The 16797-nt window shown below is 70.5% G+C and carries 16 protein-coding genes; 11 read left to right on the top strand and 5 right to left on the bottom strand.

Annotated elements, in window-relative coordinates:
- Positions 1–100 precede the first annotated feature (100 nt).
- Positions 101–1288: a PP2C family protein-serine/threonine phosphatase gene (locus ACFUO4_RS12835; RefSeq protein WP_079312318.1), complete on the bottom strand. Its 1188-nt coding sequence runs from the start codon at positions 1286–1288 to the stop codon at positions 101–103.
- A gap of 162 nt (positions 1289–1450) precedes the next feature.
- Between ACFUO4_RS12835 and ACFUO4_RS12830 the strand changes: the two genes are divergently transcribed.
- Positions 1451–2692, top strand: a complete 1242-nt coding sequence (locus ACFUO4_RS12830; RefSeq protein WP_383483355.1) for a GNAT family N-acetyltransferase — start codon at positions 1451–1453, stop codon at positions 2690–2692.
- Positions 2693–2704: 12 nt separating this feature from the next.
- Here the strand turns inward: ACFUO4_RS12830 and ACFUO4_RS12825 are convergent, their stop codons facing one another.
- Both ACFUO4_RS12825 and ACFUO4_RS12820 read right to left on the bottom strand, forming a co-directional pair.
- Entirely contained in the window at positions 2705–3526 is an 822-nt protein-coding gene (locus ACFUO4_RS12825) for an Fpg/Nei family DNA glycosylase (protein ID WP_383483352.1), read from the bottom strand.
- 70 nt (positions 3527–3596) lie between these two features.
- Positions 3597–4082, bottom strand: a complete 486-nt coding sequence (locus ACFUO4_RS12820) for a ribose-5-phosphate isomerase (protein WP_059191789.1) — start codon at positions 4080–4082, stop codon at positions 3597–3599.
- Between the two features lie 214 nt (positions 4083–4296).
- Here ACFUO4_RS12820 and ACFUO4_RS12815 point away from each other — a divergent pair, with 214 nt between their 5' ends.
- Positions 4297–5718, top strand: a complete 1422-nt coding sequence (locus ACFUO4_RS12815; RefSeq protein ID WP_079312322.1) for an amino acid permease — start codon at positions 4297–4299, stop codon at positions 5716–5718.
- 44 nt (positions 5719–5762) lie between these two features.
- On the opposite strand, the gene ACFUO4_RS12810 is transcribed toward ACFUO4_RS12815, so the two are convergent.
- On the bottom strand, positions 5763–7670 hold the full coding sequence (locus ACFUO4_RS12810; protein ID WP_383483347.1) for a protein kinase: 1908 nt from the start codon (positions 7668–7670) through the stop codon (positions 5763–5765).
- 267 nt (positions 7671–7937) lie between these two features.
- Between ACFUO4_RS12810 and ACFUO4_RS12805 the strand changes: the two genes are divergently transcribed.
- Both ACFUO4_RS12805 and ACFUO4_RS12800 read left to right on the top strand, forming a co-directional pair.
- Positions 7938–8663, top strand: a complete 726-nt coding sequence (locus ACFUO4_RS12805) for a hypothetical protein (RefSeq protein WP_079312324.1) — start codon at positions 7938–7940, stop codon at positions 8661–8663.
- A gap of 601 nt (positions 8664–9264) precedes the next feature.
- Positions 9265–9408, top strand: coding sequence for a hypothetical protein (locus ACFUO4_RS12800; protein ID WP_383483344.1), 144 nt, complete (start codon positions 9265–9267; stop codon positions 9406–9408).
- Here ACFUO4_RS12800 and ACFUO4_RS12795 read toward each other — a convergent pair.
- The gene (locus tag ACFUO4_RS12795) at positions 9398–9976 is read right to left on the bottom strand and encodes a biotin transporter BioY (protein ID WP_383483341.1); all 579 of its coding nucleotides are present in this window, start codon (positions 9974–9976) and stop codon (positions 9398–9400) included. The genes ACFUO4_RS12800 and ACFUO4_RS12795 overlap by 11 nt on opposite strands.
- Positions 9977–10249: 273 nt before the next feature.
- Between ACFUO4_RS12795 and ACFUO4_RS12790 the strand changes: the two genes are divergently transcribed.
- The 7 genes from ACFUO4_RS12790 (at position 10250) to ACFUO4_RS12760 (ending at position 16705) form a co-directional block, all read left to right on the top strand.
- Complete coding sequence (locus ACFUO4_RS12790) at positions 10250–10336, top strand: putative leader peptide (RefSeq protein WP_373559756.1); 87 nt, start codon at positions 10250–10252, stop codon at positions 10334–10336.
- Positions 10337–10402: 66 nt separating this feature from the next.
- Complete coding sequence (locus ACFUO4_RS12785; RefSeq protein ID WP_383483338.1) at positions 10403–11590, top strand: ROK family protein; 1188 nt, start codon at positions 10403–10405, stop codon at positions 11588–11590.
- A gap of 189 nt (positions 11591–11779) precedes the next feature.
- Positions 11780–12847 carry an ABC transporter substrate-binding protein gene (locus ACFUO4_RS12780; RefSeq protein ID WP_383483335.1) on the top strand — a complete coding sequence of 356 codons (1068 nt, stop codon included), beginning with the start codon at positions 11780–11782 and terminating at the stop codon, positions 12845–12847.
- Positions 12844–13683, top strand: coding sequence for an ABC transporter permease (locus ACFUO4_RS12775; protein WP_383483332.1), 840 nt, complete (start codon positions 12844–12846; stop codon positions 13681–13683). The genes ACFUO4_RS12780 and ACFUO4_RS12775 overlap by 4 nt, the downstream gene beginning before the upstream one ends.
- Complete coding sequence (locus tag ACFUO4_RS12770) at positions 13659–14393, top strand: ABC transporter ATP-binding protein (RefSeq protein ID WP_079308485.1); 735 nt, start codon at positions 13659–13661, stop codon at positions 14391–14393. The genes ACFUO4_RS12775 and ACFUO4_RS12770 overlap by 25 nt, the downstream gene beginning before the upstream one ends.
- 72 nt (positions 14394–14465) lie before the next feature.
- Positions 14466–15800, top strand: a complete 1335-nt coding sequence (locus tag ACFUO4_RS12765) for an LLM class flavin-dependent oxidoreductase (RefSeq protein ID WP_383483329.1) — start codon at positions 14466–14468, stop codon at positions 15798–15800.
- A gap of 14 nt (positions 15801–15814) precedes the next feature.
- On the top strand, positions 15815–16705 hold the full coding sequence (locus tag ACFUO4_RS12760) for a TauD/TfdA family dioxygenase (protein WP_079308484.1): 891 nt from the start codon (positions 15815–15817) through the stop codon (positions 16703–16705).
- Positions 16706–16797 lie beyond the last annotated feature (92 nt).

Genomic DNA, 16797 nt, shown 5'->3' with positions numbered 1-16797 from the left:
CACTCGACGCTACGGAGCGGCGGGCGGCGGGGCGATGAGGGCGGCTGGCGGATCGGGGCGGGGGAAAACCCCACCTCGGGGGGTCTCCGCCCCGGCGCGGCTACGGCAGGGTCGGCTGGGCCGCCGCCGTCGGGCCCTCGCGGCAGATCAGGAGCAGGGCCCGGTCGTCGTTGACGTCCTTCGCCACTGCCTCGATCAGGTGCCAGGCGGCGCCGTGGAAGCCGCCGGCCACATAGCGGTCGGCTTCACCGGTCAGGCGGTCTATGCCCTCGACGATGTCCCGGTCCGACGTCTCCACCAGACCGTCCGTGAAGAGCATCAGGACGTCGCCGGGGCGCAGGGTGCCCTTCACGGGGTCGAACTGGGCGCCGTCGTAGACCCCGAGGAGGGGGCCTTCCGCCGCCTTCTCCTCCCAGCGGCCGCTGCCCGCGCTGAGCTGGAGGCCCGGCGGATGGCCCGCGGAGTACAGCTCGTAGTCGCCGGAGTCCAGGTCCAGGACCAGGTGGATGGAGGTGGCGAAGCCCTCGTCCCAGTCCTGGCGGAGGAGGTAGCCGTTGGCGGCGGGCAGGAACGCGTGCGGGGGCAGGCTGCCCAGGAGGCCGCCGAAGGCGCCGGACAGGAGCAGGGCGCGGCTGCCCGCGTCCATGCCCTTGCCGGACACGTCCGTGAGGACGACCTCCATCGTGCGGCCGCCGTTGGTGCGGGCCGCGACCACGAAGTCGCCGGAGAAGGACTGGCCGCCCGCCGGGCGCAGGGCCATCTCGCGGTGCCAGCCGGGCGGGAGTTTGGGGAGCTTGCTCTGGACGCGGATGCGTTCGCGCAGGTCGAAGAGCATGGTGCCGCCGCGCCGCCAGGGCACGCCGACCCGGCTGCGGAACTGGGCGATGAGCAGGCCGAAGAACCCGCAGGCGGCCACCACGAGGACAATGCCGGGGGTGACTCTCGACGGTCCCTCCGTGTACGGGCCGAGCTGCACCGACTCCACGATCAGTGCCGTCGCCGCCGCCGCGTACAGGCCGAGCAGGCTCGCCGGGCGCAGCAGCAGTCCGCCCGCGACGATCGGGAGGACCAGCGCGGCCGGTGAACACCACACCGAGTTCATCAGGGTGGTGGCCGCGATCAGCGGGATGGTGAGGAGCAGACCGGCCAGTGCGACCCAGTCCGAGCCGTCCCCGCGGAAGTAGTCCACGGCGCTTCTGCGCAGGCCGACGCGGGCCCGGTGCCACTGCATCTTCAACCGGGCCGTGAACGTGTCGGCTGCCGCGCGCCGCTCTCGTCCTGCTGCCATTAGTTCGGGACCCTATCCATCGGACCAGCTGCTTGGCACGGGAGGTCCCACTTGTCCCCCGTCCGAGGTTCAACTTCACAGTGAACTTCACGGAAAGCCACCCTGCGGCCACCAAGGAGAAATTCCCTGGCTCGTCCCGCAATGCCCTGGTAGGCATGGTCCATGGCTTCTGACTGGGCGATCGACCTCCGGGTGCTGCGGCAGGACGAGTGGGACGAGTGGTACGACAACCTGATCCGGGCCTTCGGCGGGGTCCCGGAGGCGGCCGAGGAACGGGAGTTGTGGAACGCGCTCACCGAACTCGACCGCTCCATCGGCGCCTGGGACGGGGACGAGTGCGTCGGTACGGCGGGGGCGTTCAGCTTCCGGCTGACCGTGCCGGGCGGTGCCTCGGTGCCGGCCGCGGGCGTGACCATGGTCAGTGTGGCCGCGACCCATCGTCGGCGTGGGGTGCTCACGTCGATGATGCGGCGTCAGCTGGACGACGTACGGGAATGGGGCTGGCCGCTGGCCGTCCTGACCGCGAGCGAACCGGCGATCTACGGCCGGTTCGGGTACGCGCCGGCGACGTTCCACGTCAACGCCGAGATCGACACGACCCGGGTACGGCTGTCCGTGCCGCCCGGTACCGATGACGTACGCGTGCGGTACGCGAAGCCGGCCGACGTCCTGGACGTCTGTGAGGCGGTGTACGCGCGCCTGGTGCCGCAGCGGCCGGGCATGCTGGCGCGCACTCCCGGCTGGGAGCGGCTCGGGGTGCTCGATCCCCCCGGCGAGCGGGAGGGTGCCTCGCCGCTGCAGGGCGTGGTCGCGGAGCGGGACGGCGAGGCCGTCGGGTACGCGCGCTTCCACGTGAAGCCGGAGTGGGACGCCGCCGGGCCCAAGGGGGCCGTGGTGGTGCGGGACGTACAGGCGCTGGATCCGGCCGGGCACGCGGCGCTGTGGCGGTTCCTGTTCGGGATCGACCTGACGTCGAAGGTGCAGGTGCGGGGGCGGCCGGTCGACGAGGTGTGGCAGCAGCTGGTCTCCGACATCCGGCGCTGCGAGCCGCGGCTGCGGGACTCGCTGCACGTGCGGCTGGTGGACGTGGGGGCCGCGCTGGAGGCGCGGACCTATCAGGCGCCGGTGGACGTGGTGTTCGACGTCGAGGACGACTTCTGCCCCTGGAACACGGGGCGTTGGCGGCTCAGCGGGGACGCGAAGGGCGCGTCCTGCGAGCGGACCGAGGACGCCGCCGATCTGGCGCTGTCCGTACGGGAGTTGGGGGCCGCGTATCTCGGCGGGGTGAGCCTGGCCGCGTTGGGGGCGGCGGGGCGGGTGCGGGAGCTGCGGCAGGGGGCGCTGACGGAGGCGGCGGTCGGGTTCGGGTCACCGGTGGCGCCCTGGCTGCCGCACGGTTTCTGAGTCAGGCCTGATTCAGGCCCGTTGGCAGCCCGGGCACCAGAAGAGGTTGCGGGCGGCGAGGTCGGCGGTGCGGATCTCGCCGCCGCAGATGTGGCAGGGCAGGGTCGCCCGGCGGTAGACGTACACCTCGCCGCCGTGGTCGTCGACGCGGGGCGGGCGGCCCATCGCCTCCGGGGTGTGCTCGGGGCGGACGGTGTCGATGCGGTTGTGGCGCACGCCCTCGCGCATGAGGCCGACGAGATCCCGCCAGATCGCGTCCCACTCGCGCGCGGTGACCTCCTTCCCCGCCCGGTACGGGTCGACGCCGTGCCGGAAGAGGACCTCGGCGCGGTAGACGTTGCCGACGCCGGCGATGACCTTCTGGTCCATCAGGAGGGCGGCGATGGTCGTACGGCTGCGGGAGATGCGCCGGTACGCCGCCTGCGGGTCGGCGTCCTCGCGGAGCGGGTCGGGGCCCAGGCGGGCGTGTATCGCGTCCTTCTCGGCGTCCGTGATGAGCGCGCAGGTCGTGGGCCCGCGCAGGTCGACGTAGGACGTGGCGTTCGCGAGCCGCAGGCGGACGGTGTCCGTGGGCGGCGGCGCGGGGGCATCGCCGAAGGTCACCTTGCCGAAGAGGCCGAGGTGGATGTGGACCCAGTCGGTGTCCGGGCCGGTGCCGCGGAAGCCCAGGAAGAGATGCTTGCCATGGGCTTCGGTACGGGTGAGCGGGGCGCCGTCCAGGAGGGCTGCGGCGTCGGAGAACTTGCCCTGGGGGCTGCTGACGCGTACGGCCGCGCCGGAGAACCGCTCGGCGTAGTCCAGCGCGAGCCGGTGAATGGTGTGCCCTTCCGGCACGTCCCGTCATCCCTTCCCACCGACCCGCCCGTCTCGGTGGTTCGACGGGCGGGACTCGGCAAACGAACCTCTACTGCTGCGGGTGGTGGGCCGGGATCGGCGGGAGGTCGCCGGTGGTCTCGTAGTCGGCCAGCATGTCGATGCGGCGGATGTGGCGCTCGTCACCGGAGAACGGGGTGGCGAGGAACGTCTCGACGAACTTCGTCGCCTCGTCCTGGGTGTGCATCCGGGCGCCCACCGCGACGACGTTGGCGTTGTTGTGCTGGCGGCCGAGGGACGCCGTCTCCTCGCTCCAGGCGAGAGCCGCGCGGACGCCCTTGACCTTGTTCGCGGCGATCTGCTCGCCGTTGCCCGAGCCGCCGATCACGATGCCGAGGGCGTCGGGGTCCGCAGCCGTGCGCTCCGCGGCGCGGAGGCAGAACGGCGGGTAGTCGTCCTGGGCGTCGTAGATGTGGGGGCCGCAGTCGACGGCCTCGTGGCCGGCGGCCTTGAGCCACTCGACGAGGTGGTTCTTGAGTTCGAAGCCCGCATGGTCGGAGCCGAGATACACGCGCATGGGATGAGTGTGACATGGCTGTTTCGGGGCAGCCGCCCTGGGTGTCGGAGAGGAAAAACATGAGCGGGATGTGAGCCTGACCATAGAAGCTCAAGAAAACCTCAAGTAACAATCTGGAATCACAGGTTCAAGAATTCCTTTGCCTCCGATTCACTGGACCGATCCGTACGCAACCCGTACGGGGACCGCTCACCCGGCGCAAAGGAATTCCCCCATGACTGGTCTCCAGGCCGGACTCAAGAACCGACATCTGTCGATGATCGCCATCGGCGGTGTGATCGGGGCCGGACTGTTCGTCGGCTCCAGTTCCGGCATCGCCACCGCAGGACCCGGCATCCTCCTGTCGTACGCCCTCGTCGGCACGCTCGTGGTGCTGGTGATGCGGATGCTCGGCGAGATGTCCGCCGCCAACCCGACCTCGGGTTCGTTCTCCGCCCACGCCGACCGCGCGCTCGGGCGCTGGGCCGGCTTCTCCATCGGCTGGCTCTACTGGTTCTTCTGGGTCGTGGTGCTCGCGGTGGAGGCCACCGCCGGCGCCAAGATCCTCGAAGGGTGGATCCCGGCCGTCCCGCAGTGGGGGTGGGCGCTGATCGTGATGGTGGTGCTGACCGCCACGAACCTCGTCTCCGTGGGCTCCTACGGCGAGTTCGAGTTCTGGTTCGCCGGGATCAAGGTCGTCGCCATCGGGGCGTTCATCGTCATCGGCGGGCTCGCGGTCTTCGGTGTGCTGCCGGGCGTCGACGCCGACAAGGCCGGCCTGTCCAACCTCACCGACCACGGCGGCTTCCTGCCCAACGGACCCGGCGCCATCCTCACCGGTGTCCTGCTCGTCGTCTTCTCTTTCATGGGCAGCGAGATCGCCACGCTGGCCGCCGGCGAGTCCGAGAACCCGCAGCGGGCCGTCACCAAGTCGACCAACAGCATCATCTGGCGGATCGGCGTCTTCTACCTCGGCTCGATCTTCGTCGTCGTGACGCTGCTGCCGTGGGACGACCCGTCCATCAAGGAGTCCGGCTCCTACGTCGCCGCCCTCGACTCCCTCGGGATCGCGCACGCCGGTCAGATCATGAACTTCATCGTGCTGACCTCGGTGCTGTCCTGTCTCAACTCCGGGCTCTACACGGCCTCCCGGATGGCGTTCTCGCTCGGTGAGCGGGGGGACGCGCCGAAGTCGTTCGCGCGGACGACCTCGCGCGGTGTGCCGATGACGGCCATCCTCGCGTCCGTGATCTTCGGCTTCGTGGCCGTCTTCTTCAACTACCTCTCGCCCGACACGATCTTCCTCTTCCTCGTCAACTCCTCCGGTGCGGTCGCGCTGTTCGTCTGGCTCGTCATCTGCTTCTCGCAGCTGCGGATGCGGAAGATCATCCAGGCCGAGGCGCCGGAGAAGCTGGTCGTGAAGATGTGGCTGTACCCGTATCTCACCTGGGCGACGGCCGGGCTGATCGTCTTCGTGCTCGGTTACATGCTGACCGACACGGAGGGGTCGAGCAGCGGGCGTACGACCGTGCTGCTGTCGTTGCTCGTCGCGGCGTTCGTGCTCGGGGTCGCCGTGCTCAAGGAGCGGCTGCGGGGCGGGCGTTCCTCTGACGTCGTCGGCGGACCGGATGTGCAGGACAAGATCAAGGTCGGTTGACGCGTCGTCCTGGGTCCTTCACGGTGCTGTGGCTGCTGAGGCTGCTACAGCACCGTGAAGCTGTTTTTGACCTTCTCGTACGTCTTGAGCGCCTGCGTCTCCGTCTGCGGCTGGTACCACGTGTTCACCTGGTACGACTTGCCGTCCGCGTTGAAGCCGAGCAGGCGGGCGTGCCAGGGGGTGCCCTTGAGCGTGAAGGTGTACTCCCAGACCACTGCCGGGTGGCCCTGGAACTCCGTGTCCTCCAAGCGGATCTTCCGGTAGTCCTGGCCTTCGTGGGCGTTCTGCTCCGAGGTCTTCCAGGTGTCCATCAGGTCACCGCGGGCCAGGGAGGACAGCGCGGCGAGTTCCTGGGTGCCGTCGGGGGACGTGTAGTGCACCTCCGCGCCCGTCTTCACATCTCTGCGCCAGCCCTCGGGAGTTGCCCAGGCGAAGCCGCCGGCTTCTCGGTGGGCGCCGGGTGGGAGGGACCGGGGGCGTGAGGTGCCTTCGACTGTGGGCGACGGGGAAGGGGAGGCGGTTGGGGTAGGCGTCGGGGTGGGGGTGCCTTGTGCCTCGTCCTTGGTGCCGGGTGAGTCGGTGTTCAGCAGGATCAGGGTGGTGATCACTGCGGCGGCTGTGGTGAGGGCCGCGAGGGTGAGGAGGCGGGTGCGGGTTCGCCGCTGCGGGTTCGTGGGTGGGGGTGGTGGGAGGGGGCGGGGGCGTTGTTCGGTGACGGCTTCTGAGCGGATGAGGGAGATGCCGCCGTGGGCCTCTGAGGAGGCGTTGTGGGTGGGTGCGGGGGCCGGGCCTTCGGCCCGGATCGTGTTCCCACCCGCACCACCCGTGCGGCTTTCGTAGTCGGGTGCGGGTGGCCCCTGCGGGGGCTGGGCGCCGGTGGCGGGTGCGGCGGCGTGGGTGGAGGTGGGTCGGTCCTGTGGGGGCTGGGTGCCTGTGGCGGGTGCCGGCTCGTCGGTCGAGGTGGGTGGGGTGGGGCTTGAGGGCTGGTGGGCCGGGAGTTGGGAGGCGTTCAGGAAAGGGGGTGTGGGGAGTTCTGGCCTTGGCCAGGGGAAGACCGGGGTCGGTGTGTCCGGGAGGGGGGTTGCGGTGGAGGGGGGCTCGTCCTCGGGTTCCTCGGGGTCCTCGGCCGCGAGGGGCTCGGGGGCCTCAGGGTGCGCTGGGGCGGCTGGCTCCCCTCCTACCTGGACCGTCGGTGTCGGTGGGGGGAACGCCGTTGGGGTGAGGGCCTGTTCTGCCTCGTCCAGGCCCGGGCGCAGGTCCGGGTCCTTGTCCAGGAGGGCGGCCAGGACGGGGCGCAACGGGCCTGCCTCCGCCGGGAGTTCGGGCTCCTCGTACAGCACCGCGTGGAGCGTTGCCAGCGTCGTGTCCCGGGAGAAGGGGGAGCGGCCGCCCAAGGCCGCGCAGAGCGTCGCGCCCAGCGACCAGATGTCGGACGGCGGGCCCTGCGGGCGGCCCGCGATGCGTTCGGGAGCCATGTAGTCGGGGGAACCGACCAGCATGCCGACCATGGTGAGCGCCTTGGCGTCCTGGATGGCCGCGATGCCGAAGTCCGTGAGGACCACGCGGTGGCCACCGGCCTCCACCAACACGTTGCCCGGCTTGATGTCCCGGTGCAGGACGCCGCGTGCGTGCACCTGCCGCAGCGCCGTCACCAGGCCGATGCCGATCCGGGCCGCCTCCCGGGGGCCGAGCGGGCCGTCCTCCGCCGTCATCCGTTCCAGGGAGCGGCCGGCCACCAACTCCATGACGATCCACAGGCGTTCGCCCTCGTCCACGACGTCGTAGATCCGCACGACGTTGGGATGGTCGATGCGTGCCGTCGCGCGGGCCTCGCGCAGGGTGCGTTCACGGCGGGTGCGGGCGTCCTCCGCGTCGAGGCCGTCGATGCGCATTTCCTTGACCGCGACCTGCCGGTCGAGCATTTCGTCGGCGGCCCGCCACACCCGCCCCATTCCCCCCTGACCGATACTCTCGACCAGGCGATATCGGCTCGCCACGAGGATCCCCGGCGCCCCGCCGCTCCGGGTGTTCCCCGGGTTCCCCGCGCTTCCCGCGTTTCCCATATTCCCCGGCAATCCGTCGCACCCCCTCCACCGTGCACCGGTCAACGCTTACTTCAACACAATGGTCACACTTCGCGCCGTACCAGCATAGTGCGGAGAAATCTTGTGGTAGCTCTTCAAGTACTGCGAATTCAGGCGCAGCCAAGGGGGACGAACATGAGTTCTCGTCGCATGACGACCATCGCGGGATCGCTGGTCACGGCATCTTTCTCGGCCGTGCTGATCCTTTCCGGCACCGCCGGCGCGGATGACCAGGGGCCCGGAAGCAGCAAGGGGGGAAAGGTTGTCGACGAGGCGCCGGACGGCGTGAAGCTGACCACGCTGCTGCCCGAACAGATCTCGGTCGACAACAAGTCCGAGAAGACCGACATCACCGCCACGGTGAAGAACGAAGGGACCAAGGACAGCGGAAAGATCCAGCTTTTGGTCGTCGGTTTCGACGGCCTCACGGTCAATAGCGTTCAAGGCTGCTCCTCGATTGCCAAGAGCGATCTGCCGGAGGGCTCGAACAGCGGTTTCGTCTGCCCGATCGACAATCTCGCGGCCGGTAAGTCGAAGTCGTACGCCGTCGACGCGTCGTTCGATCTCGACAAGCCCGGAAAGATCTGTCTGCCGGTGCAGACCGGCGACGGGAAGAAGACGTACTGGCAGCAGGGCCCGGTTCCGTTCGGTACGACGAATCCGTCGCCGAACGCCCCGGCCACCCCGCTGCTCCTCGGTACCGACAACAAGCCGGTGGCACCCGGCGGTGACGAGCTGCCGAAGACCGGCGTCGCACGGGATCTGCTCCCGGCGGGAGCGGCTGGCACGGCGCTGATGGCGGCCGGTGTGGCCGGGCTGTGGTGGTCGACGCGGCGACCGCGGGCTCGGCAGGAGGTCTGACCGGACGGCACCGCACGGACGGACCCGGAGGCATGACCTGACGGCAGGTGTCAGGTCATGCCTCCATCGTGTGGTCCATGACCCACACGACCGACCACAGTGCGCTCATCGGTGAACTCATCGGGTTCCAGACCGCGTTCGACCCCGTCGCCCGTACCGTCCGCGTCCGGGGGAGGATCGGCGCCGGGCGTCGGCGCCGTCTCCTGCACCCTGGGCGGTGGACTCGGCATCCTGGCGCGGGAGTTCGGGTACGCCGCCGACCATGTCCGGTTGCTGGACGTGGTGACCGCTGACGGGCGGGTGCACCGTGCCCCCGGCTCCGAGTTGTACTGGGCGCTTCTCGGTGGCGGCCACCGCCTGGGCGTGGTCACCGAGTTGGAGATCGGCCTCGTCCCGGTGTCGACGCTGTACGGCGGATCGCTCACGTTCGACGGGCGGCAGGTCGACCCGGCGACGTCCTCTCCGTGCGGGTGGCGTACACAGGCCAGGACGGCGATCGGGCCGGTGCCCACCGACTCGCTGCGGGAGATGCCGTACGCCGAGAGCCACACCATCCACAGCGATCCGGACTTCCCGCACGCCGCCGCGCACCCTCGAGCGGGTGGTCAACTTCGCGTTCGGGGCCGGGAACCGGGGCGCGGGGCTGTACGGCCCGGAGACGCGGAAGAGGCCCGCCGGGGTGAAGTCGACGTACGACCCGGCGAACCTCTTCTGTGGCGGCTACGGCGTCGACGTCAGCGCTTGATGAGCTTCCACGTGCTCGGCAGCAGGCCCATCGCCAGGGCCGCCTTGAGGGCGTCGCCGAGCAGGAACGGGGTGAGGCCGGCCGCGACGGCCGCGGAGGCGGACATGCCGGTGGCGACGGCGAGGTAGGGGACGCCGACGGCGTAGATGACCGCCTCGCCGAGCAGCATCGCGCCGGCCGTGCGCAGCACGGAGCGGTCGGCGCCGCGGCGGGCCAGGGCGCCGACGACGGTGGAGGCGAGGACCATGCCGAGGATGTAGCCGAAGGACGGGGCGGCCGACCCGGAGGTTGCCCCCGCGAACCAGGGCATGCCCGCGACGCCCGCGATCGCGTACAGCGCCAGGGAGAGGAAGCCGCGGCCCGCGCCGAGCGTGGTGCCGACGAGGAGGGCGGCGAAGGTCTGGCCGGTCACCGGCACCGGGGAACCGGGCACGGGCACGGAGATCTGGGCGGCGAGACCGGTGAGCGCGGCGCCGCCGACGACGAGCGCGATGTCGCGGACGCGGGAGGCCGGGAGCAGGTCGGCAAGGACCTGACCGGGGCGGACGGGGGCGACGGCGGTGCTCATGGGGACTCCGCGAAATGGGTGACGGGGACAGGACATCGCGACGCTATCCCGGGCGCCTCCCGTCGATCACCGTCAGCGCTCGACAAAGGCTGGAGTCACGGGTTGGTGGTCTCCATACAAAGGGTGTCGGTTACACCCGGTTCGGCGTGATGCCGGTCACTGAGGCCGGGACGTTTCACTCACGTGTCAAGTGTGAACGGGGTCTGTAGGGTCCCACCAAATGGGGCGACGCACTCTGGCCGGATCCGGTCGGCGCGCCCTACCCTTCCAGCCATGGTTGCCCAGGCCCTCTTCCTCACGTCGCGTCGCCATGTCGACCTGCGGCGCGTGGGCGCGGCCGCCTGTCGCCGTCCCGGGTGAGGCCCCGTTCCGGTCTCGCCCCTCGCGTACGGCGCAGTGTCGGACCGGCCCCCCGAGGTGATCACCATGTCCACCCTTACGTCTCCCCTGGCCCGCGCCGCCGACAGTGACCGGCGGCGGACCAGCGCGAGTGTCGTCCTGCGGTCCGTGCTGGAGCACGGACCGGTGGCGCGCTCCACCATCGCCCGGCTGACCGGGCTGTCCCCGGCGTCCGTGACGGACTACTGTGCCCGGTTCACCCGGCTCGGGCTCATCCAGGAGGCCGCCGCGCCCCGGCGGACGAGCGGTGTGGGGCGCCCCCATGTGCCGGTCGACCTGGACTCCTCGCGGTTCGTCGTGGGCGGGGTCCATGTGGCGGTGCCCCACACGACGGTCGCGCTGCTGGATCTGCGGGGCCGGGTGGTGGCCTCGCGGGAGCTCAAGCACACGGACGGCACCGATCCGGGGCCGGTGCTGGCGCGGGCCGCCGAGGGGCTGGGCGCGCTGCTGGCGGCGCACCCCGGATGCCGGCCGCTCGGCGTGGGCTTCGCGGCCGGGGGCTGGGTGGACCGGGAGACCGGGACGGTCGTCGAGCATCCGCTGCTCGGCTGGCGTGACGTACCGGTGCGGGAGCTGCTCGGCGCGCACACCGGGCTGCCGGTCCATGTGGACGGGCACGCGCGGGCGTTGGTGAACGCGGAGCGCCTCTTCGGGCGGGCGCGCGGCAACCGGAGCGTGCTGCATCTGTTCGTCGGCAATGTGGTGGACGCGGCGTTCGCCACCCATGACGAGGTGCATCACGGGCCGCGTTCGCAGGCGGGCGCCATCGCCCATCTGCCGGTGCCGGGCGGAGCGGAGCCGTGCGACTGCGGGCGGACCGGCTGCCTCCAGGCGGAGCTGAGCGAACGGACGTTGTGCCGGAAGGCGCGGGCCGCCGGCGTGATCGCCGGGGTGAACCCGATGCATCTCGTGCGGGCGGCGGCGGACGGCGATCCGGTGGCGGTACGGCTGCTGGTGGAGCGGTCGCGGATGACGGGGCGGGCGGCGGGGCTGCTGCTCGACGTCCTCAATCCGGACGTGGTCGTCGTCACCGAGGTCGGCGCGATCCATCGGGAGGACTGCCTCACGGCGCTGCGGGAGGAGGTCGGGGCCGCGCGGGCCGGGGCTGTGATTCCGACGAGTTTCCCGGACGCGGTGCTCGCGGTGGCGGGCGGAACGGTGGCGTTGGACGTGCTGTACCGGGACCCGCTGACCCTCTCACCTGAGCGGAATTAATTCAGAAACTCCGAATGTTGACAGGGCTTCCGCGGGGCCGCGAGCATCGTGTTCATGAGCCCTCACCTGCACTGTCTCGCCTTCTGTTGCTGACACGCTGCCCCGTGTGACGCGCTCGTTTCTGCCGCATGAAATTTCCCCCTCTCGGGTTTTCCGCATTCTTCGTGCACCAATTCAGGGAGTCCTCCCATGCCCTTTTCCCGTACGTCCGGCATAGACCGACGCCTCTTCCTCACCTCCGTCCTCGGTGCCGCGGCCGGTGTCGCCGGGCTGAGCGGCTGCGCCGAGTCCAGTGCCGCCACCGGCGACAAGGGCGCCTCGACCGCCCCGCTCGCCGACAAGGTCCCCGCCGACACCGCCCTCAAGGTCTCCTCGTTCCAGGGCACCCAGCAACTCCAGTTCAGGCTCGCCAAGTTGGGAGAACTGCCTTTCAAGGTGTCGAGCTGGGTGAATGTCGCCGCCGGTCCCGATGTCATCAACGCCTTCCGCGCCAAGTCCCTGGACCTCGCCAACAACGCGGGTATTCCGCCGATCCAGGCGCATTACCAGGGCCTGGACACGAAGATCGTCGCGATCAACATCACCCGCAAGCCCAACTACGTCTTCGCCACCAAGCCCGGCAGCGACATCCGCTCGGTCGAGGACTTCAAGGGGAAGAAGCTCGCGTTCTCGCAGGGCCAGGCCCAAGGGGTCGTGCTGCTGCGGGCGTTGAAGAAGGCCGGGCTGGCCTACGACGAGGTGAAACTGGTCCCGCTGACCAGCAACCAGTTCCTCACCGCCCTGCAGTCCGGCCAGGTCGACATCGCCCCGCTCGGCAACACCCAGTCCCCGGCCTACCTCGCGCAGTACGAGGCGAAGGGCGCCCGCGTCATCACCACCGACGTCGTCGACCTGCTGAACCTGCTGTGGGCGCCGACCTCGGTGCTGAACGACGAGGCGAAGGCCGCCGCGGTCGCCGCGTACATCCCGTACTGGGCGAAGGGCACGGTGTGGGCGTACGAGCACCCGGACGTCTGGAACGAGGAGTTCTACGTCAAGACGCAGAACCTGACCGCCGCCCAGGCCAAGTCGATCTCCGACCTCGCCAACAAGCCCCTGTTCCCGCCGAGTTGGGACGAGGCGATCCGGTGGGAGCAGGAGACCGCCGATCTGCTGGCGGAGGGCGGCTTCGTGAAGAAGTTCGACGTGTCCTCGCTCTTCGACCACCGCTTCGAGGGCATCGCCGCCAAGGCCGTATCCGAGGAGTATCAGAAATGACCACCCTGACGACGACGGCCCCGGCCGTCACCGAGGCCCCGCCTGCGGTGCGCCGCAAGCGCCGCGGCCTCTCCCCCGGCCGGCGGCTGCCCGCCACCCGGCTCATCGGCCCGGTGCTGCTGCTCGCCCTGTGGGCCGCCGCCTCCGCGGCCGGCCGGCTGGACCCGGGGGCGATCCCGGCGCCCTGGACCGTGCTGAAGACGGGCGCCCGGCTGTGGACCGCGGGCACCCTGCCGGACGACATCCTGACCTCGCTCCAGCGGGCCGCCTCCGGCTTCGCGATCGGCCTGGTCGCCGGGATCGCGCTGGCGCTGGCGGCCGGGCTGAGCCGGATCGGTGAGGCGCTGATCGACGGGACGGTGAACCTCAACCGGGCGATCCCCACCCTCGGTCTGATCCCGCTGTTCATCCTCTGGCTGGGCATCGGCGAGACCTTCAAGATCGCCATCATCGCGATCGTCGTCTACATCCCGATCTACCTCAACACCCATGCCGCGCTGGCCGGTATCGACAGCCGGTTCGTCGAACTCGCCGAGGTGCAGGGGCTGAACCGGTTCCAGTTCATCCGGCAGATCGTCATCCCCGGCGCGCTGCCCGGATTCTTCGTGGGACTCCGGCTCGGCGTCACCGGTTCCTGGCTCGGCCTGGTCGTGCTGGAGCAGATCAACGCCACCAGCGGACTCGGCTACATGATGTTCCAGGCCCAGAACTACGGCCAGTCGGACGTCATCCTCGTCGGCCTGGTCGTCTACGGCGTCTTCGGCCTGGTCTCCGACAGCGCGGTCCGCCTCATCGAACGGAGGGTGCTGTCGTGGCGACGCACACTGAGCAGCTGACCCGGTCCGCAGTCCGACTCCGCGGCCTCACGCGCTCGTTCGACGGCCGTACGGTCCTCGACGGCGTCGACCTGGACATCCCGGCCGGGCAGTTCGTGGCCCTCCTCGGGCACAGCGGCTCCGGCAAGAGCACGTTGCTGCGGGCGATCGCGGGCCTGGACCACGAGGTCGCCGGGAGCGGGCAGCTCACCGCCCCCGAGCGGATATCGGTGGTCTTCCAGGACTCGCGGCTGCTGCCCTGGCGCCGGGTCCTGGACAACGTCCTGCTGGGCACGAAGGGCGCGGACGGCACGGACAAGGGACGGGCCGCCCTCGAAGAGGTGGGGCTCAAGGGGCGGGAACGGGCCTGGCCGAACGAGCTGTCCGGCGGGGAGGCGCAGCGGGCGGCGCTGGCCCGGTCGCTGGTCCGGGAGCCCGAACTGCTGCTCGCCGACGAGCCGTTCGGGGCGCTGGACGCGCTGACCCGGATCAAGATGCACGCCCTGCTGCGGGAGCTGTGGGAGCGGCACCGGCCGTCGGTGCTGCTGGTCACGCACGACGTGGACGAGGCGATCGTGCTGGCCGACCGGGTGCTGGTGCTGGAGGAGGGGCGGATCGGCCTCGACCTGGCGATCGAGCGCCCGCATCCGCGGTCGTACCGCGATCCGCTGCTGGGCGAGTACCGCGAGCGGCTGCTGAAGGCGCTCGGAGTGACGGAGGCCCACGCATGACCCCCGGCCTCGTCGTGACGGAGGACCACGCATGACCACCGACCTGGGTTTCCCCCCGGAGGAGCACCACCGATGACCACCAGACAGCTGCATCTCAACGCCTTCCTCATGAACACCGGCCACCACGAGGCCTCCTGGCGGCTCCCGGAGAGCGACCCGTACGCGCATGTCGAGCTGGAGCACTACGTCCGGCTGGCCCGGATCGCCGAGCGCGGCACCTTCGACTCGCTCTTCCTCGCCGACGGCCCGCAGTTGTGGGGCTCGGTCTCGCAGCGGCCCGCGGGCGCCCTGGAGCCGCTGACGCTGCTCACGGCGCTGGCGACGGCGACCGAGCACATCGGCCTGATCGCCACCGCGTCGACGTCCTACAACTCTCCTTACAACCTGGCCCGCAAGTTCGCCTCGCTGGACATCATCAGCGGCGGCCGGGCGGGCTGGAACATCGTCACGACCGCCGGTGCCGAGGCGGCCCGCAACTTCGGCCTCGCCGCGGAACCGGCGCACGCCGAACGGTACGCACGCGCCGCCGAGTTCCTGGACGTGGCGCTGAAGCTCTGGGACAGCTGGGAGGACGACGCGATCGTGGCCGACAAGGCGTCCGGCGTCTGGGGCGACGACACGAAGATCCATCCGCCCCGGCACCAGGGCACGTACTTCAGTGTCGAGGGCGCCCTCAACGTGCCGCGTTCGCCGCAGGGTTACCCGCTCCTTGTGCAGGCGGGCTCCAGCGAGGACGGCAAGGCGTTCGCGGCCCGGTACGCGGAGGCGGTGTTCACCGCCCAGCAGACCCTGAAGGACGCGCAGGACTTCTACGCCGATCTCAAGTCCCGTGTGGTGCGGGCGGGCCGGGACCCCGAGCACCTGAAGGTGCTGCCCGGCATCGTCCCGGTCATCGGCTCGACGGAGGCCGAGGCACGGGCGGCGGAGCAGGAGCTGGAGGACCACATCGTGCACGAGCACGGGGTGGCCAATCTGGAACGTCTCTTCCAGCTGCCTGCCGGAACCCTGGAGTTGGATGCCGAGCTCCCCGCCGACCTGCCTTCCGAGGACGCCATCGAGGGCGCCAAGAGCCGGTACACGCTGGTCGTCGAACTGGCCCGGCGCGAGCGGCTCACCGTACGGCGGCTGATCGGGCGGCTCGGCGGCGGGCGCGGGCATCTCACCTTCGCCGGGACGCCCGAGCAGGTCGCCGACGCGATCGAGCGGTGGTTCACGCTCGGCGCCGCCGACGGCTTCAACATCATGCCGGCCGTACTGCCCTCCGGCCTCGACCTCTTCGTCGACCACGTCGTCCCGATCCTGCGCGCCCGTGGCCTGCTCCGCGAGGAGTACGGGCCGCGCCGCACCCTGCGGGAGCGCTACGGCCTCCCTCGCCCCGCCAACCAGTACACCGCCACCCTGGTCTGAAAGGACTGACCGTCATGACGCTCGACATCCGCAAGGTCACCGCCCACATCGGCGCCCAGGTCTCCGGCGTGGACATCGCCAAGCCGCTGGACGGCGAGACCGTCGCCGCCCTGCGCGAGGCGCTCAACGTCCACAAGGCGCTCGTCTTCGACGACGTGCACCTCGACGACGAGGGCCAGCAGGCCTTCGCCCGCCACTTCGGCGACCTCACCACCGCCCACCCGACGGTGCCCGCCGTCGCGGGCGCGGCGAACGTGCTGCCCGTCGACAGCGAGCAGGGCAGCGCCAGCCACTGGCACACGGACGTCACCTTCGTCCTCAACCCGCCGCAGGCCAGCACCCTGCGCAGCATCACGCTCCCGCCGTACGGCGGCGAGACCCTGATCACCAACTCCGCGGCGGCGTACCGGAGTCTGCCGGAGCCGCTGCGCCGGCTGGCGGACACACTGTGGGCCGAGCACACCAACGACTACGACTACGCCGTGCCGGCGGAGGACATCGACGAGAAGAAGGCCGCCCAGCGCGCCCAGTTCACGTCGATCAAGTACCGCACGGCGCACCCCGTGGTCCGCGTCCACCCGCTGACCGGTGAACGCGGCCTGTTCATCGGCGGGTTCGCGCAGCGCATCGTGGGCCTGTCGGTGACGGAGTCGCGCACGCTGCTGGACCTGCTCCAGTCGTACGTGGTCAAGCCGGAGCACATCCTGCGCCACCGCTGGTCGCCGAACCAGCTGGTCCTCTTCGACAACCGCATCACCCAGCACTACGCCGTCGACAACTACGACCGCCAGGCCCGCCGGCTGCACCGGGTGACCGTCGCCGGTGACATCCCGGTCGGCATCGAGGGCAAGGAGAGCTACTCGGTGGAGGGCGACGCCTCGCACTACACGAGCGTGGCCGCCTAGTCACAGTCTGTACGGCCGACGTCCGCATAGTGGGCGGCCTCTCCTTCTGAGCGGAGAGGCCGCCCAGACTGTGGGCGTTTTGCCGTCTCACG

It is taken from the genome of Streptomyces sp. NPDC057280, assembly GCF_042668605.1.
Lineage (GTDB): Bacteria > Actinomycetota > Actinomycetes > Streptomycetales > Streptomycetaceae > Streptomyces.
The sequence above is the reverse complement of the archived record's forward strand: the minus strand, read 5'-3'. Positions and strand labels throughout refer to the sequence as shown.